The 25,387-nt window shown below is 53.2% G+C and carries 19 protein-coding genes and 2 tRNA genes; 15 read left to right on the top strand and 6 right to left on the bottom strand.

What is annotated here, in order from left to right; all coding sequences use genetic code 11:
• Positions 1 to 302 precede the first annotated feature (302 nt).
• Together gatB and AABA21_RS18850 are read left to right on the top strand one after the other, a co-directional pair.
• Positions 303 to 1,790 (top strand): Asp-tRNA(Asn)/Glu-tRNA(Gln) amidotransferase subunit GatB, encoded by a 1,488-nt coding sequence (gatB, locus tag AABA21_RS18855; RefSeq protein WP_338252893.1) that lies wholly within the window; start codon positions 303 to 305, stop codon positions 1,788 to 1,790.
• Between the two features lie 81 nt (positions 1,791 to 1,871).
• A complete protein-coding gene (locus tag AABA21_RS18850) occupies positions 1,872 to 3,119 on the top strand; it encodes a Glu/Leu/Phe/Val family dehydrogenase (protein WP_338252891.1) in 1,248 nt (415 codons plus the stop codon).
• Positions 3,120 to 3,206: 87 nt separating this feature from the next.
• Here the strand turns inward: AABA21_RS18850 and AABA21_RS18845 are convergent, their stop codons facing one another.
• Positions 3,207 to 3,710: a hypothetical protein gene (locus AABA21_RS18845; RefSeq protein ID WP_338252889.1), complete on the bottom strand. Its 504-nt coding sequence runs from the start codon at positions 3,708 to 3,710 to the stop codon at positions 3,207 to 3,209.
• Between the two features lie 422 nt (positions 3,711 to 4,132).
• Here AABA21_RS18845 and dxs point away from each other — a divergent pair, with 422 nt between their 5' ends.
• A complete protein-coding gene (gene dxs, locus AABA21_RS18840) occupies positions 4,133 to 6,070 on the top strand; it encodes a 1-deoxy-D-xylulose-5-phosphate synthase (protein WP_338252887.1) in 1,938 nt (645 codons plus the stop codon).
• Positions 6,071 to 6,137: 67 nt separating this feature from the next.
• On the opposite strand, the gene AABA21_RS18835 is transcribed toward dxs, so the two are convergent.
• The 3 genes from AABA21_RS18835 to AABA21_RS18825 all read right to left on the bottom strand — a co-directional run bounded on the left by AABA21_RS18835 (position 6,138) and on the right by AABA21_RS18825 (position 8,383).
• Positions 6,138 to 6,803 carry an ABC transporter ATP-binding protein gene (locus AABA21_RS18835; protein WP_338252885.1) on the bottom strand — a complete coding sequence of 222 codons (666 nt, stop codon included), beginning with the start codon at positions 6,801 to 6,803 and terminating at the stop codon, positions 6,138 to 6,140.
• Complete coding sequence (locus AABA21_RS18830) at positions 6,803 to 7,570, bottom strand: Crp/Fnr family transcriptional regulator (RefSeq protein ID WP_338252883.1); 768 nt, start codon at positions 7,568 to 7,570, stop codon at positions 6,803 to 6,805. Before AABA21_RS18830 ends, AABA21_RS18835 begins: the two co-directional genes overlap by 1 nt.
• Before the next feature lie 81 nt (positions 7,571 to 7,651).
• Positions 7,652 to 8,383, bottom strand: a complete 732-nt coding sequence (locus AABA21_RS18825; protein WP_338252881.1) for a response regulator — start codon at positions 8,381 to 8,383, stop codon at positions 7,652 to 7,654.
• A gap of 645 nt (positions 8,384 to 9,028) precedes the next feature.
• Here AABA21_RS18825 and rpsB point away from each other — a divergent pair.
• The 10 genes from rpsB to AABA21_RS18775 all read left to right on the top strand — a co-directional run bounded on the left by rpsB (position 9,029) and on the right by AABA21_RS18775 (position 20,219).
• Complete coding sequence (gene rpsB, locus AABA21_RS18820; protein WP_420917200.1) at positions 9,029 to 9,898, top strand: 30S ribosomal protein S2; 870 nt, start codon at positions 9,029 to 9,031, stop codon at positions 9,896 to 9,898.
• A 223-nt stretch (positions 9,899 to 10,121) separates the two neighbouring features.
• Positions 10,122 to 10,718 carry an elongation factor Ts gene (gene tsf, locus AABA21_RS18815; protein ID WP_338252877.1) on the top strand — a complete coding sequence of 199 codons (597 nt, stop codon included), beginning with the start codon at positions 10,122 to 10,124 and terminating at the stop codon, positions 10,716 to 10,718.
• 148 nt (positions 10,719 to 10,866) lie between these two features.
• Positions 10,867 to 11,601 carry a UMP kinase gene (pyrH, locus tag AABA21_RS18810; RefSeq protein ID WP_338252875.1) on the top strand — a complete coding sequence of 245 codons (735 nt, stop codon included), beginning with the start codon at positions 10,867 to 10,869 and terminating at the stop codon, positions 11,599 to 11,601.
• A gap of 119 nt (positions 11,602 to 11,720) precedes the next feature.
• Positions 11,721 to 12,278, top strand: a complete 558-nt coding sequence (gene frr / locus AABA21_RS18805) for a ribosome recycling factor (RefSeq protein WP_338252873.1) — start codon at positions 11,721 to 11,723, stop codon at positions 12,276 to 12,278.
• Positions 12,279 to 12,280: 2 nt separating this feature from the next.
• The gene (uppS, locus tag AABA21_RS18800; protein ID WP_420917161.1) at positions 12,281 to 13,069 is read left to right on the top strand and encodes a polyprenyl diphosphate synthase; all 789 of its coding nucleotides are present in this window, start codon (positions 12,281 to 12,283) and stop codon (positions 13,067 to 13,069) included.
• 243 nt (positions 13,070 to 13,312) lie between these two features.
• Positions 13,313 to 14,218, top strand: a complete 906-nt coding sequence (locus AABA21_RS18795; RefSeq protein WP_338252871.1) for a phosphatidate cytidylyltransferase — start codon at positions 13,313 to 13,315, stop codon at positions 14,216 to 14,218.
• A 216-nt stretch (positions 14,219 to 14,434) separates the two neighbouring features.
• Entirely contained in the window at positions 14,435 to 15,622 is a 1,188-nt protein-coding gene (locus AABA21_RS18790; RefSeq protein ID WP_338252869.1) for a 1-deoxy-D-xylulose-5-phosphate reductoisomerase, read from the top strand.
• Between the two features lie 82 nt (positions 15,623 to 15,704).
• The gene (locus tag AABA21_RS18785) at positions 15,705 to 16,904 is read left to right on the top strand and encodes a M50 family metallopeptidase (protein WP_338252867.1); all 1,200 of its coding nucleotides are present in this window, start codon (positions 15,705 to 15,707) and stop codon (positions 16,902 to 16,904) included.
• A gap of 19 nt (positions 16,905 to 16,923) precedes the next feature.
• Entirely contained in the window at positions 16,924 to 18,162 is a 1,239-nt protein-coding gene (gene ispG / locus AABA21_RS18780) for a flavodoxin-dependent (E)-4-hydroxy-3-methylbut-2-enyl-diphosphate synthase (RefSeq protein ID WP_338252865.1), read from the top strand.
• A 644-nt stretch (positions 18,163 to 18,806) separates the two neighbouring features.
• Positions 18,807 to 20,219 carry a S53 family peptidase gene (locus AABA21_RS18775; protein WP_338252863.1) on the top strand — a complete coding sequence of 471 codons (1,413 nt, stop codon included), beginning with the start codon at positions 18,807 to 18,809 and terminating at the stop codon, positions 20,217 to 20,219.
• 116 nt (positions 20,220 to 20,335) lie between these two features.
• Here AABA21_RS18775 and AABA21_RS18770 read toward each other — a convergent pair.
• Positions 20,336 to 20,412 (bottom strand) — tRNA-Val (locus AABA21_RS18770).
• A 40-nt stretch (positions 20,413 to 20,452) separates the two neighbouring features.
• Positions 20,453 to 20,526: transfer RNA gene (locus AABA21_RS18765), tRNA-Val, on the bottom strand.
• A 390-nt stretch (positions 20,527 to 20,916) separates the two neighbouring features.
• Between AABA21_RS18765 and AABA21_RS18760 the strand changes: the two genes are divergently transcribed.
• A complete protein-coding gene (locus tag AABA21_RS18760; protein WP_338252861.1) occupies positions 20,917 to 23,688 on the top strand; it encodes a CHAP domain-containing protein in 2,772 nt (923 codons plus the stop codon).
• 29 nt (positions 23,689 to 23,717) lie between these two features.
• Positions 23,718 to 25,382 (top strand): 3-dehydroquinate synthase, encoded by a 1,665-nt coding sequence (gene aroB / locus AABA21_RS18755; protein WP_338252859.1) that lies wholly within the window; start codon positions 23,718 to 23,720, stop codon positions 25,380 to 25,382.
• Positions 25,383 to 25,387 lie beyond the last annotated feature (5 nt).

Raw genomic sequence — 25,387 nt, 5'->3', positions numbered from 1 at the left:
TCTCGTTGTGAGCCCGTTACAAGAAGGCGAATGATTATTATTATCAGCAAACGTATGAAATCAGCAAATTAGTCCTGTTAAATTAGCCAATATCTCCTATCTTCCGTCATGATGTTCGCATTTCGTAGGGTATGTGAGCACTGTGCTAAAATAAATGACGATACCTCTAGTTTTTTGAATGCAGCAGCAGTAGCCGGGCTTTGCCATTGACGAGAGAAGGATAAAGGACTAGACTTACGACAAATTGAGGCTGCTCTGCTTTAGACATAGTTACACGATAGAAATAAAGTGAGAATACGCACATGACGACAACTGCATATACTCCGATTGATACAGATTTTGAGGTCGTTATCGGACTCGAGGTGCATTCGCAGCTGCTGACGAAGAGTAAGATGTTCTGCTCTTGCAGCACCAACTATGCGAACGCCGCTCCCAATACCCATGTGTGCCCGGTGTGTATGGGAATGCCCGGCGTGTTGCCGGTCATCAATCAGAAAGCGGTCCAGTACACCATTATGACCGCGCTGGCATTGAACTGTTCAATCCCCGAATATTCAAAGTTTGACCGCAAAAGCTACCATTATCCTGACCTGATGAAGGGCTATCAGATTTCACAATATGATATTCCCCTCAGTAGCAACGGCTACCTGACGATTGAGCACAATGGGCAGGAGCGCCGTATCGGCATTACCCGCGTTCACCTGGAAGAGGACACGGCCCGCTCGCTGCACCGACCGGGGTATACGCTGATCGATGTCAATCGCGCCGGTACCCCATTGATGGAGATCGTGAGCGAGCCCGACATGCGCTCCCCAGAGGAAGCGCGCCTGTATATGCAGAAGTTGCGTGAAATCCTGATCTACATCGGCGTATCGTCCGGTCGTATGGAAGAGGGCAGCCTGCGCTGTGATGCCAACGTTTCGGTACGTCCTCGTGGTGAGCAAAAACTGGGCGTGAAGACCGAGATCAAAAACATGAACAGCTTCCGCTCGGTTGAGCGCGCTCTGGAATATGAGGCGCGGCGCCAGATCGAGGTGATCCGCAACGGCGGCACCATTCGCCAGGAGACGCGAGGCTGGATCGAGACTAAAGGGATCACCGTGACGCAGCGCGTCAAAGAGAAGGCCGACGACTATCGTTACTTTCCAGAGCCCGATCTGCCACCATTGATTATCAGCCGCTCGGTGGTAGAAGAGATTCGCGGCCAACTCTCCGAGCTACCCGATGAGCGCCGTGCCCGCTACGTCAAAGAATATGGTATCTCAGAGCAGGATGCTAACGTCTTGACCGAAGACAAAGCGCTCGGTGACTACTTCGAGCAGGTCGTTTCCGCCTCCCCGGCGAAAAATCGCCAGGCCCGGGCCAAAGTTGCCAGCAACTGGGTGTTGAGCGAGGTCGTCCGTCTGCTGAAGGCCAATTCTATCTCTGTGCAGGATACGCGTTTAACACCCGCCGCGGTAGCAAATCTGTTAGATTTGCTTGATCAGGAACGTATTACTGGTAAACAGGCGAAAGATATCCTGGATGAAGCTTTTGCCAGCGGTGAGATGCCCGAAGCCATTGTTGAGCGCAAGGGTATCAAACCTCCGATCAGTGATCTTGGAACGCTGGAACGGATTATCGATGAAGTCATTGCGAAGAATCCGAAGCCTGTTGCCGACTATCGTAATGGTAAAGTGAACGCTATTCAAAGTCTGATTGGCCAGGTGATGAAACAGACACGTGGCCAGGCAAAAATCGATGTTGTAAGGCCTCTCTTACAAAAGAAACTAGAAGAGCCGCAGGGGTAATATCCCCTGCACCATCCAACATGGTCAGGGACGCATGCCATTGAAGCCAGGACAATGACGTTTTGCATCAAAGGAGATATCATGCAGCAGTTTAACCCTTATGAGATGGCAGTTCAGCAATTTGAGCGGGCCGCCGATAGGCTGGGACTCTCGGAAGATATGCGCGAGATTTTGCGCAAGCCAAAACGCGAGTTGATCGTCAATTTTCCGTTACGGCTCGATAGCGGCCGCATCAAGACTCTCACGGGCTATCGTGTCCAGCATAACGTCACTCGGGGCCCTGCCAAAGGTGGCATTCGCTATGGCCCGGACGTCACGCTGGACGAGGTAAAGGCCCTGGCCATGTGGATGACCTGGAAGTGCGCCGTGGTTGGGATTCCCTATGGAGGCGCCAAAGGCGGCGTCATCTGTGATCCCAGAAATATGACCGCCGGCGAGCTAGAGCGCATGACGCGCCGCTTCACCACTGAAATTTCTATCATTATTGGTCCTCATAGCGATATTCCAGCTCCAGATATCAATACGAATTCTCAGGTTATGGCCTGGATGATGGATACCTATTCTATGCACGAGGGTTTTTCTGTTCCCGCCGTTGTTACCGGCAAACCTCTCTCTATCGGCGGTAGCGAGGGCCGCAACGACGCCACCGCGACCGGTGTTCTCTTCGCCACGCGTCGCGCCGCCCGGCGCATCGGGATGCCCCTGCGCGGGGCACGCGTCAGTATCCAGGGATTTGGCAACGCGGGCAGTGTTGCCGCGCGCCTGTTCCACAACGAGGGTTGTAAGATCGTCGCCTTCAGTGATACCAGCGGTGGCCTGTATAACGAGGATGGTCTGGATCCGGCGCTGGTTCAGCGCCACAAATTAGAGCACGGCACCGTAGCAACGTATCCGCATGGGCAGAGTATCAGTTCCACCGATGTGCTTGAAGTGCCCTGTGATATCCTGATCCCTGCGGCTACCGAAGGCCAGATCACCGAGCACAACGCAGATAAGGTGCAGGCGCGCATCGTAGCGGAAGCCGCTAATGGCCCTACCACTCCAGAGGCCGACGCGATCCTCTTCGACAAAGGCTGCCTGGTTATTCCGGATATTCTGGCCAATGCCGGAGGCGTCACCGTCAGTTACTTTGAATGGGTACAGGATCTGCAGAGCCTGTTCTGGGATGATGTGGACATTATCCACCGCCTGGAAGTAATCATGAACAAAGCTTTTGATGCCGTCGCTAACAAATCGGAGGAGTATCACTGCGATTTACGCCTGGGCGCGAATATGCTAGCCATCTCGCGGGTGTCCGAGGCTACCCTGGTACGGGGTATCTATCCTTAAACCTTCTCCTTGAGGAAGTGGACAGCAAAAACAGCGACTGCAAAATTTTTGCAGTCGCTGTCAGATTTTTCAACGGGACCAGGGAGCTTAATATGGGCGGCGGGTATCCCGCTTGCCAGGTTTTTTCGGTGGCAACTTGGATGCACGCGAGGGCTTCGGTTTCTTGCGGCCACGGCCCCAATTCATATCGTCGTCCTCTTCCTCTTCCTCTTCGTCCTCGAAGAAATCTTCCTCTTCGTCTGCCTCAGAGTCCAGATCCATATCGGGGACGTCGGCCTCCTCAACCTGATCATCCTGATAGTCAAACTCCTCAACCTGGTCGTTGGCTTCCAGGGTATCTTCTTCCGCCTCAGGTTCGGCGAATGACTGTGAGGAGCGTACTGGCTCGGCGGCGGGATGGACAACCTGCCCATCGCTGGCCTCGTTAAAGCGACCCCGCCGCTGTGGAGCTGGCTCAGGGGCCTCTTCGACCGCTTCACCATCTTCAGGTTTGGGGGCACCAATCACATGGCGGCCCGCAGCTACATCAAGCCAGAACTGGGAATAGTAATGTGGCCTTTCCGAATCTTTTTCGCTATCTTTTCTTGTCATAAGATGCGCGGTTCCTCTCCCCATTTAAGAATGAGGGACCGCTCCTGCCTTCCTTTGTGTTTTCAAGACGTCACTCAGTCTGGAAATGCCGCTTCCAAATTGTGAGTGGTACCATATGGGTTCATAATAAGAAGAAAGAAGAATACTGTCAAGGTGCACTTTAGGGGGTATAAAATGGCTCCAGAGGCTGCATCAAGCCTTGTCAAGACCTTACGTGCATGAATTTTCAGGGCTGAAGCGTTTGCCACTGCCTGCGAACATATCTATAATATTGTGAAAGGTACTTGAGAATACACCCTTTAACTAACTTTTATGCATCTTCATGATAGTGGTATCTAACCACTTCGATAGGAATATTTACTGGTCGCTTGTTGCCGACGTATACAATGGGGAGCCGGTGTCTAGTAATTTGGAGGAAACCATTGACAAGCATTCTAGAGACGATTAATGGCCCAGAGCAGCTGCGTGCCCTGTCGGTTCCGCAGATGGAGCTTCTGGCGAAGGAGATTCGGCGCGAGATCATCGAGAAAGTGTCTGTGCGAGGTGGTCACCTGGCTCCAAATCTGGGCGTTGTTGAACTAACGATGGCGCTTCACTATGTCTTCGATACTCCCAATGATCAGCTCGTCTGGGATATTGGCCATCAGGCGTATGTGCATAAGCTTTTGACGGGGCGCCGTGATCGCTTCCATACCATTCGTCAATTTGGAGGGCTTTCTGGCTATCTTCGTCGAGATGAGAGTGATTTCGATGTCTTTGGTGCGAGCCATGCAAGTACATCGATATCCGCTGCTCTTGGTATCGCGGCGGCGCGTGATCTGCAGGGTGGGACGCATAAAGTAGTGGCGATCATTGGGGATGGATCGCTGACGGGTGGTATGGCATTAGAGGCCATTAATAACGCTGGTAGTCTGAAAAAAAATCTCATTATTGTGCTCAATGACAATGATAAGTCCATCTCTGATAATGTTGGAGCAATCTCGCAATATCTTGGGAATGTGCGTCGCATGCAGACCTCGCCCAGCTATCAGCGCTTACGCGAGATGGCCAAGGGATCGATTGAGCGCCTGCCGGTTGTGGGTGATAAGGCCCGCGAGGCTGCTGGACGTGCTGAAACCAGTTTTAAACATTTTATGATGCATAGTAAAAGCGGCGCCATCTTTGAAGAACTTGGCTTCAAGTTCTTTGGTCCTTTTGATGGTCATGATCTGGAAACGATGGTGGATGTATTCGAGAATGTGAAAAAGGTTGAAGGTCCCATTATTGTGCAGATGGTGACCAAGAAGGGTAAGGGCTGGGAAGTCGCCGAGGGCGATTCCACCAAGTGGCATGGTCCTGGCGCTTATGATTATACGACCGGCATCATCAAGAAGAACGCGGGCGATCCCCCATCGTATACCGAAGTGTTCGCCAATGCTCTGGTCGCCATTGCCGAGCAAGATCCCAAAGTAGTTGGTATTACGGCCGCGATGGAAGAGGGCACCGGACTGAAGAAGCTGCACCAGCGCTTCCCCGAGCGCTACTTTGACGTCGGCATCGCTGAGCAGCACGGGGTTACCTTTGCCGGTGGTTTAGCCGTTGGCGGTATGATCCCTGTTGCCGCCATTTATTCTACCTTTATGCAGCGCGCCATCGACCAGATTATTCATGACATCGCTGTACAGAATCTGCATGTCGTCTTTGCCATGGACCGTGCCGGGCTGGTGGGGGAAGATGGGCAGACGCAGCACGGGGTGTTTGACATCGCCTTCTCGCGCATGATCCCTGGTATGAAAGTGATGGCGCCCAAAGACGAAGAAGAGCTCCGGCACATGCTCTATACCGCCATCTATCTGGATGGTCCGGTGGCCCTGCGCTATCCCCGTGGCAAGGCTCTGGGCGTGCCTATGACCAATGAATTTCACAAGCTGGAAGTTGGGAAGGCCGAATTGTTGAGCCCCGAGACCCTGGAGGCGGCGGAACACCAGCAGACGGTGTTGCTGGCTTACGGAGCGACCGTGGCGCAAGCTGAACTGGCGGCCAAAGAACTGGCCGACGAGGGCATCCACGTCGCCGTGGTCAATGCGCGCTGGGCCAAACCTCTGGATGAAGAGATGATTCTGCGCCTGGCGAAGGCGACCGGCCGCCTGGTCACGATCGAAGATCATGTGGCGTCCGCCGGCTTTGGCAGTGCCGTCCTGGAGCTGTTGGAGCGTGAGGGGCTCAATGAAGTGGATGTACGGGTGATTGGCCTGCCGGATAAATTTGTCGAGCATGGCGCCCTGACCATCCTGAAAGAGCTGTATGGCCTTTCCTCGGCGCATATTAAAGATGTTGTGCGTGAGCAGTTGAGCACCACGAATCGCACCCTGGCTAAATAACGTAGTCTGTAAAGATTGTGCCCCCATGCGCGGTCGCGCATGGGGGCACAATCGTCTCTGTTTCTGGTTAAACAACCTGGCCGTCGCGCATAGAGATGATGCGATGGGCCTGTTCGCCGATGTTCGGGTCGTGGGTAACGATGACGAAGGTCTGCTGGTGTTCGCGGTTGAGCTGGAGCAGCAGATGCATAATGTCGCTGGCGGTTGAGCTGTCCAGATTTCCCGTGGGCTCATCTGCCCAGACCAGGGTAGGATTGTTGACCAGGGCGCGCGCGATGGTGACGCGTTGGCGCTGGCCGCCGGAGAGCTCCGCGGGCCGATGGCGCGCTCGCTCGCTCAGTCCGACTATATCGAGCATCTCCAGTGCGCGCCGCCTTGCTTTCTGGCTGGCGACGTGCGTAACCAGCAGCGGCAGCTCCACATTCTCTACGGCCGAGAGCACCGGTAGCAGATTGAAATCCTGAAAAATAAAGCCCATATGCTGCGCTCGATAGGTTGTGCGTTCGCGTTCGCTGAGGTCGCGCAAGTTATCGCCCCGAATATAGATATCGCCCTCATCGATCGTATCCAATCCTGACAGGCAGTTGAGCAGCGTGGTTTTTCCACAGCCGCTGGGCCCCATGATCGCGACCATCTCTCCCTGCGCTATCTCCAGTGACACATCGCTTAAAGCCTTCACCCGCAGCTGCCCACTGTGATACATTTTTGTGACATGTTGTGCTTTGATAACCATCAATGTTCTCGTCTATGTAATCCTGATTTGCTGTTTGTCTGAGCCAGCTGTGCGAGCAGATCAGGTTGGTGGATCACTATATGTTTTCGCCCTAGCTGGATGGCGCGCGCATCTTTTAATTCTCGCAGTGCAGTGCTGACGGTTTCCCGGTAGACGCCCAGGCGGTCGGCTAGCTCTTCATGGCTGAACCCATTGACGACCAGCCCGTTGACCTCTCTCTCCTGTTCTGTTGCCAGCTGGAGCAGGAGATCCGCCAGGCGAGCGGTCACACTTTTGAAGGTGGTATTGACCAGCTGGTTCTCAAGCCCGGTCAGGCGTTGCCCCATCAGCTGCAGGAGCGCCCCGGAGACCGCGCTATGCAGCAACAGCAGGTGATCGAGATCAACTTTATTGAGCAGGTAGAGGGCGGCGGCATCGACCGCTTCAGCGAAGCTGGTAGCGGTATTGGGGCTACACAGCGCCTGCTCACCAAAACAGGCGCCCGCTTCCAGCGTATTGGTAATGAGTTTTCTGCCATCGGTAGAAAGATGATAGAGCTGGATGTGTCCACTCTTCACAAAGAAGAGCGTATTGATAACATCACCGGGACGATAGAGCATGCGTCCCGGTGAGCAAGGTAACGAAGTAAGGCTCTGTTCAATTGCGTTGAGGTCCTGTACACTGAAATGTTGAAAAATGGCTACCTGAGCCAGGAATGAGGTTTTCTCCTCCGACTGATCAGACTGGAGGCGGACCGTTCCGGAATGGCTCGTTCGTTTTTCTCGCACGTATATTGTCCTGTATGATAGTGACATCTCTTCTTTTTCATAATGAACACTATCCATTGTAGCATATGCGTATGATAATGCTTAGCTTTCAACACTGGTCAGATAGATCGCCTCCGTGCGATTACGGGCGTGCAGTTTCTCAAAGATATTTTGCACGTGTTTATGCACTGTAGACTCGGCAATCGATAGCTCCAGGGCGATCTCGCGATTTTTGCGACCCTTGCGCATCAGATCAAGGATCTGCTTTTCACGCTCGGTCAATGGACGAGGCATCGTGCTAGTCGTATCGCTCAAGCTGGATTCGCCACTGACGGTGACATGGGCGGTACGGCGTGGGGTACGATAGGAAATGGAGGAAGAGAGCATGCTGCCGTAGCCAGCGTGCATCTTCCAGGATGAGCGCAGGTAGGTAAGTATCTGGGTCGCCAGCGCTCCGGGAATACAAAGATCATTGCGCGCGGCGCAATGGATCGCGTGGATCAACGCATCCGGCTCGATATCCTTGGTAATGTAGCCCATGGCCCCTTTTTGGATCGCCTGAAAGAGTAACTGTTCCTGATGAGAGGAGGTAAAAATCACCACTCGTGAATGGGGAGAGCAGGCCAGCACGCGTTCGGTGGCTTCAAAGCCGGTGCAGTCGGGCATATCAACATCCATCAGCACCACGTCAGGCTGTGTCTCTGCCGCCTGCACCTCCGCCTCGTGCCCGTTACAGGCCTCGGCCACCACGCACATCCCCGGCTCCTTTTCAATCACTTCGCGTACCGCGCGACGCATCAACGAATGGTCATCAACGATTAGAACATTTACCATCTGTTTCAATCCCTTTCTACATCTGCAACCCCTGAAAATGGTATGAGTGCCACATTACCATTAGCTAGAAATGTGTACTCTCACTTTATACTATACGCCCGAATTCAAGAAGCGAACGGTGTTCACCTATTTTTAGGAGAAGAATCTTGCGTGGTAGCCCTCTCGTAGCGTGGATGCGGTGAAAAAGGAGGGGAGGAGCCGGAGTAGGCATACGAGCGAGAAAAAAGACGCAGGAGCAAGATGGTAAGGCATCCGCAATTAAACGTACACGGTAATAATAGATTGTTCTGCGCATCATCCACCCCCATTTTTACCCTATTCTCTGATGAGTTATAAAGATACACGAAACAAAGCAAGAAGCATTTCTTCACATTATACTCTATTTTTGCCGTTACGAGGAGATGTGGCCAAATTTCTTGCGTCCATAGAAGCTCTGTGCTATACTTCACAGTCGAAGTGGGCGAGGACTGTCCGCCTGCTCAGGCACATACAATTAAGTACACACGCTCTCTGAAATAGCGCTGACCCTGGGGTCCATAACTTCGACTGATGTTTGGAACAAGCAAATACACCTTAGGGGACCCTGACGCCGTACAGTGAGAGCGGAGGATCAAGGGAGGTCCGTTTTTGGCTAATATCATTTCCATGAAACAGTTGTTGGAAGCTGGTGTGCATTTTGGCCACCAGACGCGCCGTTGGAATCCGAAGATGCAGCAGTTTATCTTCATGGACCGCAACGGTATTCATATCATCGATCTCCAGCAGACGGTGACTCGCCTGAACGATGCCTACAAGTTCGTTGAGCAGCTGGTCGCCGATGGTGGAACCCTGCTGTTTGTTGGTACCAAGAAACAGGCCCAGGAAGCCGTGGCCGAAGAGGCCAAGCGCTGCGGCATGTTCTACGTCAACCAGCGCTGGCTTGGTGGTATGCTGACCAACTTCAAAACCATTCAGTCTCGTATCACCTATCTGCGTAGTCTTGAAGAGCGCCGCGACCGGGGTGATTTTGAGCGCCTGCCCAAAAAAGAAGTCCAGCACATGCAGGATGAGATCATGCGTCTGGAGCGTATTCTGGGTGGCATCAAAGATATGCGCCGCTTGCCTAACGCTATCTTTATTATCGATACCCGCAAAGAGCGTACCGCAGTAATGGAGGCGCGCCGCCTGGAGATTCCTATCATCGCCCTGGCAGACACCAACTGCGATCCCGATGAGATGGACTATCCTATTCCGGCTAACGACGACGCCATTCGCGCGGTTCGTCTGTTGTGCGCGAAAATCGCCGATGCGGCCGTCGAGGGCCGTCGCGAACTCGAGGCCCAGCAGAAAGACGTCGAGCCTGGTGAGAGCGAAGCACCGGTCGAGGCTGCCACAGAGCCAGCCCCCGTCGCTGCCGCCGAGCCTGAGGCCGCTCCAGCCCCGGCTGCCGCCGAGACACCGGCTGAGGCACCGGCTGAGGCCGAGGCTGCTGCCCCGGCTGCTGAGCCAGAACTGGTTTCCAAAGAGGCTCATTAGTCAAAACCAAACGCATCGTTTCGGTGGGAGAAAAGGGGCATACGCGCCTTTGACTCCCGCCTTTTTGTGTAATATATTCTACCCTTTAACACACGATTTGAGCGTGTGATTACTACATTTTCCATTTGTCAAGCACTCAGAGTCCAAAAAAGATGGACAGCAGTTGTTGTACTGCTATCGAGATCTGAGTATCATACATAAAGATTGAGGAGAAACCAACGTTATGGAATTCGCAGCTACAGACGTCAAAAAGTTGCGTGAAGAGACGGGCGCGACCTTCGCGGATTGCAAAAACGCTCTCGCCGAGGCGAAAAGCTGGGGTGATGCGGTCAAGTATCTGGAAGCGCGCCGCGACAAAAAAGCCGAAAAGATGGTAACCGCTGGTCGTGAGACCAAAGAGGGTGGCGTCTTCTCGTATGTGCACCACAACAATCGTGTTGGTGTCTTGATTGAGCTCAACTGTAGCACGGACTTCGTGGCCCGCAGCGAAAGTTTCCGCAATCTGGCCAACGACCTGGCCCTGCAGATTGTGGGCGTTGCTCCCCAGTACGTTAATTACGAAGATGTGCCGGCCGAGGTGACCGAGGCCGCGCGTCAGAGATTCGCCGAAGACCCCTCCATGGCTCGTGTCCCCGAGGCACGCCGCGAAGAGGTCCTCACCGGCAAGCTCAAAAAAGAGTTCGGCACTCAGGTTCTGATGATGCAGCCCTGGGTAAAAGATGAGTCTGTAACGGTTGGTGACCTTGTGCGTAGAGTGATTGCTGAGACCGGAGAGAACATCGTTGTCCGCCGCTTTAGCCGCTTTGCTCTGGGTGAGTAGTCTTTCCTGACTACCCTCCTTCGGGCCAGGCCCGGATTGGATATTCCTTCTTTTTCGCCGCAGTGAAGGAGGAGGAATATCCCATGTGGATTGTAATGACAAACGAAGAGGCGTCCCTCACGGTCGCGCACAAGGGAGAACGGTAAAGATGTCAGTCGAGACAAAATATCGGCGTATTCTGCTCAAGTTGAGTGGTGAAGCGCTTGGAGCTCAGGGATCAGGAATTGATGCCGAGACGGTACGGCGGATCGCCGGCGAGGTCAAGCGTGTCCACGAACTGGGTGTAGAGATCGCCATGGTTATTGGAGGCGGAAATATGTGGCGCGGCGCAGATGCCGCCGCGACCGGTATTGATCGTGGTACCGCGGACTATGTGGGTATGCTGGCTACCGTCATGAACTCACTGGTCATGCAGGATGCGATGGAAAAAGTCGGCATCGCCACACGGGTACAGACCGCGATCGAAATGCCTCCGGTGGCCGAGCCATTTATCCGCCGTCGCGCGGTACGCCACTTGGAAAAGGGGCGTGTGGTGATTCTGGCGGCTGGTAGTGGCAATCCGTTCTTTACCACTGATACTGCTGCCGCATTGCGTGCTGTCGAATTGAATGCGCAAGTGCTGCTCAAAGCGACCAAAGTGGATGGGATCTATGACGATGACCCGATGCGTAACCCGTATGCTCGCCGGTTCTCCGACCTGAGCTACATGCAGGCATTAAATATGGGGTTAAAAGTTATGGATAGTACCGCATTATCTTTATGTAAAGATAATAACATGCCGATCATGGTTTTCAATTTGCATCAACCTGGAGCACTGGAAGCCATTATGCATGGAGAAAAGTGTGGTACACTGGTCTCTACTGACGTGAAAGAACCGGTCTAACGGTGGGGGCAAGCCGGATGTAAAGCCGGGGCAAGCCCGGCACCTACGAGCCGGCGATACCGCTTATCACGTTCCGGTTTTGAGGTGCATGTTGTGCCTAGAGACAAAGGGAGTATGCAATGACAGCAGATTTACTTGGGGATGCAGAACGACGTATGCAAAAGGCTATTGAGGCTTTGAAGCAGGACCTCAATGCTATTCGCGCTGGTCGGGCGAGCGCTGCCTTAATTGATCGTATCACGGTTGACTATTATGGCGCACCAACGCCTATCAATCAGGTGGCTTCCGTCTCTGTCCCAGAGGCTCGTCTCCTGGTGATTCAACCATGGGATAAACAGATGCTGGTTGATATCGAGAAGGCGATTCAAAAATCGGATCTGGGTATTAACCCGAACAATGATGGGCAGGTCATTCGCCTGGTCATTCCTCCTATGAGCGAGGAGCGCCGCCGAGACCTGGTAAAGACCTTACATAAAAAATCTGATGAGCACAAGGTCGCTATCCGCAACATTCGCCGTGATGTACAGGATAAGATGCGCGACCGTGAAAAGAAGAAAGAAGTTTCCGAAGACGAGCTGAAGCGTAGCGTCGATAAGCTGCAGAAGCTCACCGATCGCTACATCGACGAGATGGACAAGATCGGGAAATCAAAGGAACTGGAGATCCTGGAGGTCTAACTTTGACCAAGATGCAACAGCTCTTTTCGTCCATAAAGGGGAAAGAGAAGAATTTAGCGCAGACGTCCCTTGTCGCATCTGAGCAGCAAAAACAGCCGGTCCGCCACATTGCCATCATTATGGATGGCAATGGGCGTTGGGCCAACAAACGGCATTTGCCGCGTCTGGCAGGACATAAAGCGGGCGTAACCGCACTCCGACGTGTCGTCGAGTGTGCTGCAGACGAAAATATCGAGATGCTCAGTGTGTATGCCTTTTCTACCGAGAACTGGGGACGCCCACAAAGTGAAGTTGACGGCTTGATGCGTCTCTTCTGGGAAACCATACGCTCGGATTTAGAAAAACTCCACCGTGATGGGGTTCGTTTGCGCCATCTTGGTCGACTGTACGATCTGTCTCCTGATATTCAGCAGGCGGTGCGCGAGTCAATTGAATTGACAAAAGATAATACACGCATCGGTCTGAATGTCTGCTTTAATTATGGAGGGCGCGCTGAACTGGTGGATGCGATCAGGCAGATTATCGCCGATGGTCGCGACCCTGAGATGATCAATGAAGAATTGATTAGCTCTTATTTATATACCCGCGACCTGCCCGATCCCGACATGGTAATTCGTACCGCAGGCGAAATGCGGGTGAGCAATTTCTTGCTCTGGCAATCAGCTTACAGCGAGTACTATGCGACCTCCACCCTGTGGCCTGATTTTGGGCACGAAGATCTGATGGCGGCCCTGGATAGCTTTAACCAGCGCAAGCGTCGTTTCGGTCGTTTAGACGTTCCCTCCAAGTAAGGAACGGTGATAGAATACGTAGAGACCACCAGCCAGGAATTTGCTCTACGTATTCTCTTTTTTTGGCATTGCCTGGTGCTACATGCATAATGCCTATGAGCAGGTACATGGGGAATCCTGGTCGAGCAGCGCTCGTATGGTTGGAGCGGCCCAAGGTTGATTCTACACAGAGCTACCGCGTTGGGAATATGGCATTTTCTGTGTATGTTAGAATAACCTATAGCTTGACTGAGGAGTAATTAGTTGCAAGGCACGAGTAAGCAGAATAGTGATGCGGGTGTAACTGAACCCGAGAAAAAAGCGAATACGTCTGTTGGCCAGCGCCTGTTGACCGCGGCGATCGCGATGCCGGTTGTTCTCCTCTTTGTCTGGTTTGGCGGTTGGTGGGCTTTCGCGGCGTGCCTGGGGGTCGTCGTGCTAGGGACAATTGAGCTGCACACGATGCTCCATAAAGCTGGTCATCATCCGTTGATTATGATGAGCTATGCGCTGAGTGTGCTTTTTCTGGGTTCCGCCATGTTTCCGCCGCAGCAGCTCCTGATACTGCAGATCGGGCTGGGGGCTTCGATTGTGCTTTCCTTTTGCTGGCTCTTTACGCGTAAGCAGCTGGAGGGCACTCTGATTGACTGGGCTCTGACGCTGGCCGTTCCACTGTATCTGGGCTGGTCAATGAGCTATTTCTTACTTCTGCGTGGATACGAGGTTAGCTCCCTGCATCCTATGCAGGGGTGGTGGGTGACCCTACCCCGCGGTGTCTGGTGGCTCTTAATTACGCTGCTGGGCGTCTGGGGTTTTGATGGGGCGGCCTTCTTCTCAGGACGCTACTTTGGGCGCCACAAAATGGCTCCCCACATCAGTCCCGCGAAAACATGGGAGGGCGTTGCCGGCGGTCTGGTGGTCTCAGTGATCGCCAGTCTACTCTTTACCGTAGTTCCCCTGGGCGTCCCCTGGTATTTCGCTATTGTACTGGGATTGCTGATTGGAACCGTGGCGACCCTGGGGGACCTGGCCGAGTCGTTAATTAAGCGCCAGATGCACGTCAAGGATAGCGGCCAATTTATGCCGGGGCATGGTGGCATGCTCGATCGCATCGATAGCCTGCTCTTCGCCGTCATTGTCGTTTATATCTTCTCCCTGTTTTTCCACTAGCCCGATCAGCCTATCCGCCATGATGCGCAAGCGCGAGCAGCGAGGGGGTGGCCTCGCGGCAGGTGACACCATACAGAAGCCCGTTTTGACCGCTAGCCAGATTGATCAAAGCAGAACATCCTGGCTCATACATGCTATAATCTGGATGAAAGGCGAAACTGAAACATTACTTACACGGCGTAAGTAAGCAAATATATATATCATAGGTTGAGTTTCATGACAACGTTCCCTAAACGTATTGCTTTATTAGGAAGCACGGGATCAATTGGGCGACAGACTCTCGATGTCGTACGGCGCTTTCCCGAACAATTCCGCGTGGTTGCTATGGCTGCACGCAGCAATGTGGACTTGCTGGCTCAGCAAGTGCAGGAGTTCCAGCCAGACCTGGTGACCTGTTACGCGGATACCCCCGAGGTTGAGGCCAAGGCCCGGCGCCTGTTGCCCCGAGCTCTGCTCGGTGAACAGGGGTTGCTGGCGGTGGCTACCCATACCGATGCCGATATCCTGGTCGCCGCTACCTCCGGCCTGGTGGGTCTGATGCCTACGCTGGCGGCTATCGGCGCCGGCAAGACGATCGCGCTGGCCAATAAAGAGACCCTGGTCATGGCGGGCCACCTTGTAACCCAGGCGGCTCAGCGTGTGGGGGTCTCTATCTACCCTATTGATAGTGAGCATAGTGCTATCTGGCAGTGCCTGAGGGGGGAAGAGCAGAAGAACATTCATCGCCTCCTCTTGACCGCATCCGGCGGGCCCTTCCGCAAAACTCCGCTAGATGACCTGAAAACGGTGACGGTTAAACAGGCGCTGGCACATCCCACCTGGAGCATGGGACCCAAGATCACCATTGATAGCGCAACCTTGATGAACAAGGCGCTGGAAGTGATTGAGTCTCATTGGCTGTTTGGTGTACCATATGAGAAGATGGAAGTGGTGGTGCATCCAGAAAGTATTATCCATTCGATGGTTGAGTTTGTTGATGGCTCTATCAAAATGCAGGCCAGCCTGCCAAGCATGCACCTGCCAATCATGAATGCTCTGGGCTATCCTGACCGCCTGGCGTCTGCCGAGACAGATTTTATTCGTGAACTGCGCTGGCCCGATGTGGCAGCGTTGCATTTTGAGGAACTGGAGCCTTCGCGCTTCCCCTGTTTCCGGCTGGCGGTTGAAGCGGGCAGGCGTGGTGGAACCTATCCCTGCGCCCTGGTGGGTGCTGATGAAGAGGCTGTTGAGCTGTTTCTAACGGGCAAAATTGGATACCTGGAGATTGCCCAGTTAATTGAGGCGGCCCTGGAGCGCCATCAGTCGATTGAGCAGCCGGATGTGGCCGCGACGCTTGAAGCCTGCTCATGGGCACGCCGTACCGTGCGTGAGTTGTGGAAGAAGCGCGTACAGGTCCAGTCATAGTTATAAGGCTGCATGCCGCTGATAGGGGGAAGCATCCGCAGATGGTATACATAGAGATGTGTATTGAGAAAAGGAAAAGGGGATGAGCTGGTATATACTCGCTGTGATTCCAGTGTTGGGATTGCTCGTGTTTGTACACGAGCTGGGACATTTTATTGCGGCAAAGTGGGCTGGCATTCGAGTTGACGAATTCGCGCTGGGCTTCCCTCCTAACATCGTAAGCTTTCGCAAGCGCGAACGTGGTGGCTGGGATGTGTTGTGGTTTGGGCAGGGACGCTCGGCGGTGGATACCAGCAATATTCAGAATCCCTTTGGCAATGCCAGCAACGAGCCGGAGACTCCGCCTGAGCGTACGCTGTATTCGCTGAATCTCCTGCCTCTTGGCGGCTATGTACGCATGGTGGGTGAGAATGGAGAGGCCGTTGATGAGAATGGACGCCGTGATGAAGGCAGCTTTGCCTCGAAAACAGCGGGCAAGCGCATCATAGTGCTCTGCGCAGGCGTCTTTATGAATTTTCTGCTTGGCATTGTGTTGTTTACGGTTGCTTATGGTCTGGGTGAGCCAATGCCCACGCCGACGGCGGTGATCGGCACGGTGCAGGCCGGTTCGCCGGCGGCCACGGCCGGTCTGCGGACCGATGATACGGTGGTGGCTGTGAATGGGAAGGCGGTCAAAGATTTCACCGCCATGTCGACGGCTGTGACGCAGATTATTAATGCCGATAAAGGAAAAAATGACCATATCCCCATCCAGTTGACGATTCGCCGGGGTCAACCGGGGACTACACAGGAGGTAACCGTCAACGCGCGCGTCCATCCACCGCAGGGGCAGGGCTATATGGGCGTGGGAGCCAAAGTCTTAATCATGCACTATCCTCTCTGGCAAGCCCCCTTTAGAGGCATCGTGCATACGATCGACTTTATTCATCAATACCTGTCCATTATTGGCAAAATGATTGTTGGCGCGATTCAGCCGCAGTTTTCGGGTCCGGTTGGGATTGCTCAGGTCACGCAGAACGTGGCGGCAGAGACCCCGGTTGTTGGCTGGTGGCCCATATTGAGTCTTACAGCTGCCTTAAGTTTAAATTTAGCAATTTTTAACATTTTACCCTTCCCCGCTCTGGACGGCGGACGCGTCTTCCTGATATTGGTAGAGATATTACGTGGTGGAAAACGCTTGAAACCGGAGCGTGAGGGAATTATTAATCTGGTTGGTTTTGCCTTACTATTAGTTCTTATGATTGTGGTCACCGTGAGTGATCTTATGCATTGGAACGGCTAAACGGAGTTTACTTTCAATTATGCGAAGAAAAACACGACAGATACAGGTAGGTAATATCGCAATTGGCGGTGACGCCCCCATTAGTGTGCAATCTATGACCACGACTTATACTCGTGATGTTGAGTCAACGGTGGCTCAGATTCATCGCTTGCAGGATGTGGGTTGCGAACTGGTGCGTGTCGCTGTGCCCGAGATGGAAGACGCTGTGGTTTTGAGCGAGATCAAGAAGCGCATCAATATTCCACTGGTGGCCGACATTCACTATAATCCTGAACTGGCCCTGGAAGCGATTCGCCAGGGTATCGATAAGGTTCGCATTAATCCCGGTAACCTGTTACAGGGACGTAAGTCGATGGAGAAGATAGTGCTGGCCGCTAAAGAGCGTGGCGTTGCCATGCGTATTGGCGTGAACTCGGGTTCAATCGATGCGCTGGATAAGGTAGCGCAGATGCAGCGCGTGCAGGTACGTCTGCGCGATGATGGCACGCTTGAGCGCACCGATCCTACTGAGGCCCGCCGTCAGGAGCGTGAACACCTGGCCGAGCGTATGGTTACCCGCGCGCTGGAGTATATCGGCTGGTGTGAGGAACTGGATTACCATAACATCGATGTCTCCCTGAAGTCTTCGACGGTGCTGACGGCCATTGAGGCCTATCGTCGCTTCTCGCAGCGCTCGGACTATCCACTCCACCTGGGCATTACCGAAGCCGGTACCCTGGTAACGGGAGCCGTGAAATCCTCGGTGGGTCTGGGTATCCTGCTGGCTGAAGGCATTGGTGACACGATCCGTGTTAGCTTGAGCGCCGAACCTGAAGAAGAGATCCCCGTGGCTTTTGAGATTCTGCGCTCGCTGGAACTGCGCAACCGAGGCGTCACCTTTGTTTCCTGTCCCTCGTGTGGCCGTGTTGAGATTGATGTAATCAGCGTCGCCAACGAGGTAGAGAAGCGTCTCTCCAAGGTACAAACCCCTATCCAGGTGGCGGTCATGGGCTGCGTCGTCAATGGCCCTGGTGAGTCGCGTGACGCTGATGTGGGCCTGGCTGGTGGTAAAGGAAAGGGCGTCATCTTCCGCAAAGGTCAGGTGGTTAAAACCGTCCCCGAGGATCAATTCCTGGACGCCGTCTTGAAAGAGGTTGCCAGCCTGCTGCCTGAGGCTGAGGCAAAGCTAGTCTACCCTGAGGGTGGCATTAAAGACGTTGCCGGTACCCACCGTACCCGCGATGAAGGGATGAATCTGCCGATTCTGCCACGGGCCTAATACCCGGGTGAACGGGCGCCTACGGCGCTCATCTGGTTTTTGAGAAATAGAGCGACATGAGGGGTGGGTGCATCCGCACCCACCCCTCATGTCGCTCTATTTCTCAAAAAGGATGTTCAGATAGTCCATTTCATGGTGGTGCATGCTATCTCTCAAAAAGGATGATTAGATAGTCTATTTTATGGTGGTGCATACAGTGCATGGATGCACACTGTATGCACCACCATAAACAAATCGCACGGCTGCGCAGCGGCCGCGTGTGTGTGGGCACTTACATGTGCTACGCTAATAAAAGCCCTTAGAAAGGCGGTATAGCAAAAAGATGGCTTACGTCTGTCAGTGGCCCTGGATCGATAAGAGAATGAAATAGTACTTTTTATGGGTACACATAATGTGTAGTTCATACAGCTTACCCTGTTGGTTTTTTCTAATGTTTGGTTTCATATTGTATCATGGAATATTAGCTTGCCATAATATATTCCCTTTCTGCTTTTTTTTGCAAAAGGATATTTATTGTATTACACATTTCTTCAGTATTTTTTATATCCAAAGAGCTAGCAAATTTATTTATTATCTTCTATACTTAGAAAGCGACTCTTTCTAATTGATATATTTAGCTCTATGTTTAACTCGGAGGGTATCTTATGATGCAAAGACGTATGGCTGCTCCTCGTATGTTTTATGCAACATTCGCTTTTGCGCTATTACTAGCTCTTCTGGCGACCGGTGCGGCCACGCAGACTGCTGGCGCGTATGCATCGAGCCACGTCAATCCTCTGGCAGTGGTGAATCCCCATCATATTTATGCTGGCACGGTTCAGGATAAAACCTTTAAGTGCCAGTCGAACACTGCCGCTGTTCGTTGTTATGGTCCTAAACAGATTCGTAATGCTTATAGTATTCAGCCCCTATTAGACAAAGGAATTACTGGAAAAGGTCGTACAATCGTTATTTTGGATGCCTATAGTGCTCCCCATATTAAGGATGACCTTCATTCTTTTGATCAGAATTTCGGTCTGAATGACCCTACCCTCAACATTATTCCTGGACAGGGTTCGTTGACTCCATTTGATGGCAGCCCCTTACAGGAAGGTTGGGCTGGTGAGATCGCGCTGGACGTGGAATGGTCTCATGCAGTTGCTCCTGACGCGACCATTGACCTGGTCCTGGCCAAGAGCAGCGACGACAATGACCTGGTTGCCTCGTTGCAGTACGCGATCGACCACAACCTGGGCGATGTCGTTTCGATGAGCTTTGGTGAGGCGGAGAGCTGCCTGGATGCGGCGACCAACCAGAAATGGCATCAGGCCTTCCAGGCTGCCACCAGAAAGAACATCACCCTGTTTGCATCTGCTGGTGACCAGGGTGCTGCGCAGCCTACCTGCGATGGTAACTCCTATATCAAGTCGGCCTCTTCACCCGCGAACGATCCATTCGTATCCGGCGTTGGTGGCACACAGCTGGTCGCTGATGCGACTACCGGTGCTTATCAGAGCGAAGTAGCCTGGAATGAACCCCAGTTCGGTGCTGCTGGTGGTGGTGGCATTAGCCAGGTTTATGCGAAGCCATTCTACCAGTATGGGCTGCCAAACCTTCCCGGCAAGGGTCGCGGTGTGCCGGATGTAGCCTACAATGCAGCCATCAATGGTGGCGTATTAACTGTTACCTCTGATAGCGGTGCTCCTGCTGGTTCGGTCTTCATCTTCGGCGGTACCAGCGCTGGCTCCCCACAGTGGGCTGGCATTATTGCTCTCGCCGATCAGCTTGGCAACAAGAAGGTTGGCTTCATCAACCCTGCACTGTACCTGATCTTTGGTCGTGTCAATCCCATCTATTCAGCAACCTTCCATGACATCACGTCGGGCAACAATACCTATACCTTCGCCGATGCCAATGGCAATCCGGTGACGATCCAGGGATATGATGCCAAAAAAGGCTGGGATGCTGTAACTGGTTGGGGTTCACCTGTCGTCTCCAAGTTTGTGCCATTGCTGGTTCTCTTTACCAGCGGTGCCCATGCCCATGATTTCGATGCCCAGAAAGCAACCATGAGATAAGCTTGTAGCGACCCTGATACCCCTATTGACATAGGGGTATCAGACCCTTTCAGGCATCTCTATCAACAAGAAGAGGCCCTCCTGCTATACAGATAAGCAGGAGGGCCTCTTCTTGTTGGTGGTCGATACAGAACTCGAATCTGTGACCTCCACGATGTCAACGTGGCGCTCTAACCAACTGAGCTAATCGACCATGGGATAAATTTCTGGGATTCGTTGCCAGTAAATTTAAATGGGCGATACAGAACTCGAATCTGTGACCTCCACGATGTCAACGTGGCGCTCTAACCAACTGAGCTAATCGCCCTTAACGCAGACAATAATAGCATCGATCAGGTGGATTGTCAAGCGCCTGGCGAGCTGTTTTTTTAAGAAATGATGGGCTTCGGAAATGCAAAATACTATGCTAAAAGGCATGTAAAAAAACTTTATAAATTCCGTAAGTACTAAAAAGAAGCCAGAGTGGGTTGATTCTATATGAATACGATGTTATAATTTTTCGTATGTCGAGAACTTCTATCTATTTATTCTCGACAAAAAAATCTATTACCGTTGCGTCGAGTATATCAGTTTGCATCTATAAGGATGCCGCTTTTTTATTTGCGTTAAGCCTCAATGATATACCCGGAGCGCATTTTCAGGGGAAGCGATCACAGGACCTTGTACCGTCCCTGCACTCTAGGAAGGTGTGTCGTGTATGCTTTTTTCCGCCCAAGGACGGATGCTGAAGATAAGGCATGGGCTAAGCGGTGACCGTGATAGCCGTAAGTGGGTAAAGATCGTTGGTCTATTTCTACTTTGCCTGGTTATTCTTGTAGAGTTTTCTCCATTTACCATCGCACCATCAGTGAATGCCCAGGCACACGTTCAGAGTAGTGCTGATTGTAGTAGCTCCTATTTTTCTCCAGATGGTAACCCTTATATGCTCTGTCCCGGCCCTTATCCATTGGGTGGTAATTGTGTCTGGTGGGCCTGGGAGCAGTGGCACCTGCTGGGCTATGACCTGCCGATAAACTGGGGCAACGCCGCTGATTGGGCTACAAATGCCGCCCGTTCTGGATTCACCGTTGGCACCACACCGCGAGTAGGTTCGATCGCTGTTTTTCCTGTGGCGGATGGTACATGGGCGGCGAGCGCGGCGGGGCACGTGGCCTTCGTTACCTCTGTGAGTGCGGATAAATCGACCTTTGGCGTCACGTATCAAAATTATGGTGACGTCAGATATATGTATGCCGCTAATAATTATAATGTAAGTGAGATCAATCAGCCGCAGTACCAGAATGGCCAGCTGCGCTTTATTTATTTTCCCGACAGGGTTGATAGTCAGCTCTTTGCCCGCCTTCCTGGCATAAGTGGCTTTGGGGACCCTATTGCGGCCGCCAACGAGGCGAATGCCGCTGCGGCTGCTTCTGCGAACACCATTCCTTCTATCCCTACCACCAGTAATGGGATTACCGCTACCAACAACGTACAGCAGCAACAATCGACCTATACGAGCGATCGTATCGCGCTGGGTCTTTCACCGGCCTCTTCCGATCAGGAATTTAACGCGGACTTCGCTGGCAACGGCTCCAGTGCATTGCTGCTCTATAATCGACAGCGGGGGAGTATCCAGATCTATAAGTTGAATCAGCAGCGATTGCCCGCGCAGAAAGTGCGTCCGCGTACATATGATGTTTCATCGGACGACGAATTGTTGCATGTGCCGGATGCGGCTCAACCCCTGGTGGATCTGGGAGACGCAACCACGCCTGCTGGTAGCTGGGGATCGACTCTAGATATCCATGTAGGCAATTTCTCGGGTGGTCATGCCTCAGAGATCTTGCTCTATGACCGGGTAGCGGGTACCATCCAGATTCTGGGCCTGGACACCAATTTTCACATTAAAAAACATGCGACCCTATCCAATATTGGACCGGGTTGGGAGATTTCGGTTGGGCGTTTCAATGGTAAGAGCAGCGGCCTCTTTATGTACAAACGCTTCTCAAGTACCCTGCCTGTAGCAGATCCGAATAATCCTACCCTACCAACTACTAATCCGGTTGATCCATCTATTCCGACTCCAGGCTTGACTCCTGCTGGACCGACGGTGCCGTTGAGCCCGGCGACGCAGGCAACCCCGACCGCTACAGCTACACCAACCTCGACGGCTCCAGCAACGCCAAAGCCGACGGCAACGGCGACGCCAAAACCGACGGTGACGCCGACACCAAAGCCAACAGTAACGCCAACTCCCGTAGTGACGCCGACGCCAAAGCCAACAGTGACGCCGACGGCGACACCGACGCCGGGAATAACGCCGACGCCAGCGCCGACGGCGACACCTGCCGTGGTGCCTACACCTACGCCTACAACCGCGCCAGCGCCGACGCCAACACCTGCTGTGGTACCTACGGCGACATCTGCGCCAGCAGCGACGGCGACACCTGCCGTGGCACCTACACCTACAACCGCGCCAGCGCCGACGCCAACACCAACCAAAGCAGCGACGGTGGCGCCGACCCCTACTGCTACGCCGGCGGCCAGCGCCAAGCCGAGCGCTACGCCTGCCGCGCAAAAGACCGTACAATACAGCTATATTATGCCTACCAACATTCTGGCTGATAATCCTCCTGATAAAGGTGGCGAATTAAGCGGCAGCCAGCTAGCGAACTGGGAGAAGCAGAACCGTTCGGCCAACGTCGAGCTGATGGATTTCAATCCAGATCTGAGCATTCACCAGAAACAGAGCTATACCCTGTGGCATTCCAGCTGGGAAGTTTATGTTGGCCGCTTCGTGAACGCGCAACAGGATGGTATCTTCCTGTACGATCGCACGATGGGCGAGGGTCGCATCATGGATTTCGATCAGCATCTAGGGATCCTCGACTATCATGAGCAGCATAATTTAGGTAGTAACTGGGTCGTCTATAGCGGCGACTTCATCAACTCTGGCCGTTCTCAGCTGCTCCTGTATGATCCAGGCAGCGGTGACATCCAGACGCTGGCATTTGACGCGCATCTGCAGCTCTCACAGCAGAAGCTCCAATCGCATGTCGGCGCGCACCAGGTCCTGTACGTTGGTCACTTTGGACTCCCGACGTTGAGCGTTATGCTCTATGACGCTCAGAGCGCCCAGAGCACCTTTGTCGCCTTTGATCGGAAGCTCAATATCGCTCATCAATACCTGGTCAAGACCTGGGATCAGCGCTGGCAGATCCTGGTGGGGGCCTTTACCAACCGGGCCAATTGCACTCCGAAAGCATCATGCGCCACCAACGACACTATCCTGGTGCTCAACCGTCAAAGTGGACAGCTTGAGCAATATGTGTTCTCGTTTGGGCGAGAATTTACCGTCTACGATAATCGTATCCAGGCCTTCTTACGCGAGGGCGTGCCGGTTCAAGAACACGTGCAATCGGTCGATACAACCGTTTTTAGCATGGTAAACTCGTTGACCACAAATATTCGCAACGAAGAGCTCTATTAAGGGCAGAATCGTGGTACAATAGAGCCACTATGCGACACGTATTTTTGATAGGGCTGTCTGGAAGCGGAAAGAGTACGGTCGGGCGCCTGCTGGCGCAACGGTTGGGACGTCCCTTACTGGATGTCGACGCGCTCATTGAACAGGAGTATGGAGAGCGCATTCCGGCAATTTTTGCCCGGCACGGTGAGGAATATTTTCGCACACTCGAAGCCCGTATGCTGGCTCACGCAGTGCAACAACCAGATGATGCCATCATCGTAACCGGTGGTGGCATTGTTGTACGTCCAGAGAATCGCGCGCTTATGACCCTGCATGGTGTGCGCGTCTTTCTACAGGTTGATCCGCGAGAATCCCTGCTTCGCCTGCAGGCGCAACATCTCAGGGAGCAGCGACAAGGTCAGACACTGGAGATACGACCTCTTCTATCTGGTACAGATCCTCTTGCCAATCTACAAAGGATGCTGGCGGCCCGTGAAGCCTGGTATCAAGAGGCCGAGCTAACCTGCCTGACCCAGGGGAAACCGACGGAGCAGGTGGCCGGGGAGATTATAGCTATGCTTGAAGATTTAGATCACATTTCTCAGGAGCAGGTGGCTCCTATTGTGCGTCACGTTCATGTGGGGGCGGGATATGATACCGTGGTTGAGTGGGGCGGATTGCGGCGGCTGGCCGTCTATCTCAAGCAGTTGCAGCTACCACCACGCGTATTTATCATCACCGATAGCAATATCCACGATCTCTATATCCCCTCATTACAGTCGCAATTGACCGAGGCAGGTTTTGAACCGTATGTCTATACGGTACCTGCTGGCGAGGAAAGCAAATCACAGCAGCAGCTCTCGAAGATCTATGATTGGCTGTTAGAGCAGCATGCCGAGCGCCGTGAAGCGCTGGTTGCGCTTGGTGGTGGGGTGGTGGGCGACCTGGTAGGATACGCGGCCGCCACCTATCTACGTGGTGTGCCTCTGATCCAGATTCCCACCTCGCTGCTCGCCCAGGTTGACTCCGCTATTGGTGGCAAAACCGGCATCAACCATCCTCGCGGCAAAAATCTGATCGGCGCCTTTTATCATCCCCGCCTGGTGTTGGCCGATCCAGCTGTGCTGTTATCGCTGCCAGAGCGTTCCCGTACAGAGGGATGGGCAGAAATTGTAAAGTATGGTATCATACTTGACGCTGAGCTGTTTGCATTATTAGAGGCGCACGCGAGCACATTGCGCGATTTCTCCCGACCACCTGTGGAGCTGCTCTGCCAGATCATTGCGCGCTGTATCGATTTGAAGGTCATGATAATAGAAGAAGATGAGCGAGAGCAGGGGCGACGCGCCATTTTAAATTACGGTCATACCTTTGGTCATGCGCTAGAAAATGTTTCAGGCTACGGGGAGTGGCTGCATGGCGAAGCCGTCTCGCTGGGTATGGTAGTGGCGGCCTGGCTGGCGCACGAGTCCGATCTCTTTGGCGATCAGGATATGCAGCGGCAAAATCAATTGCTGGCGGCCCTGGGACTTCCGACGACCTATCAAGGATCAGTGCATGCTCGTGATATTCTGGCGGCTATGCAGCTCGATAAAAAGGTCGTTGGCAAGCGAGTACGTTGGATTATGCCCAGGCGGATCGGTGAAGTTACCATCACGCCTTTACCCGATGAACTGGTTGAACGCATCATTACGGCATTCATGGGAGAAAAGTAGGGAGA

The sequence above is a fragment of the Dictyobacter halimunensis genome, assembly GCF_036245075.1.
Note: the sequence above shows the minus strand (reverse complement) of the source record. Positions and strands in the feature narration are given on the sequence as shown.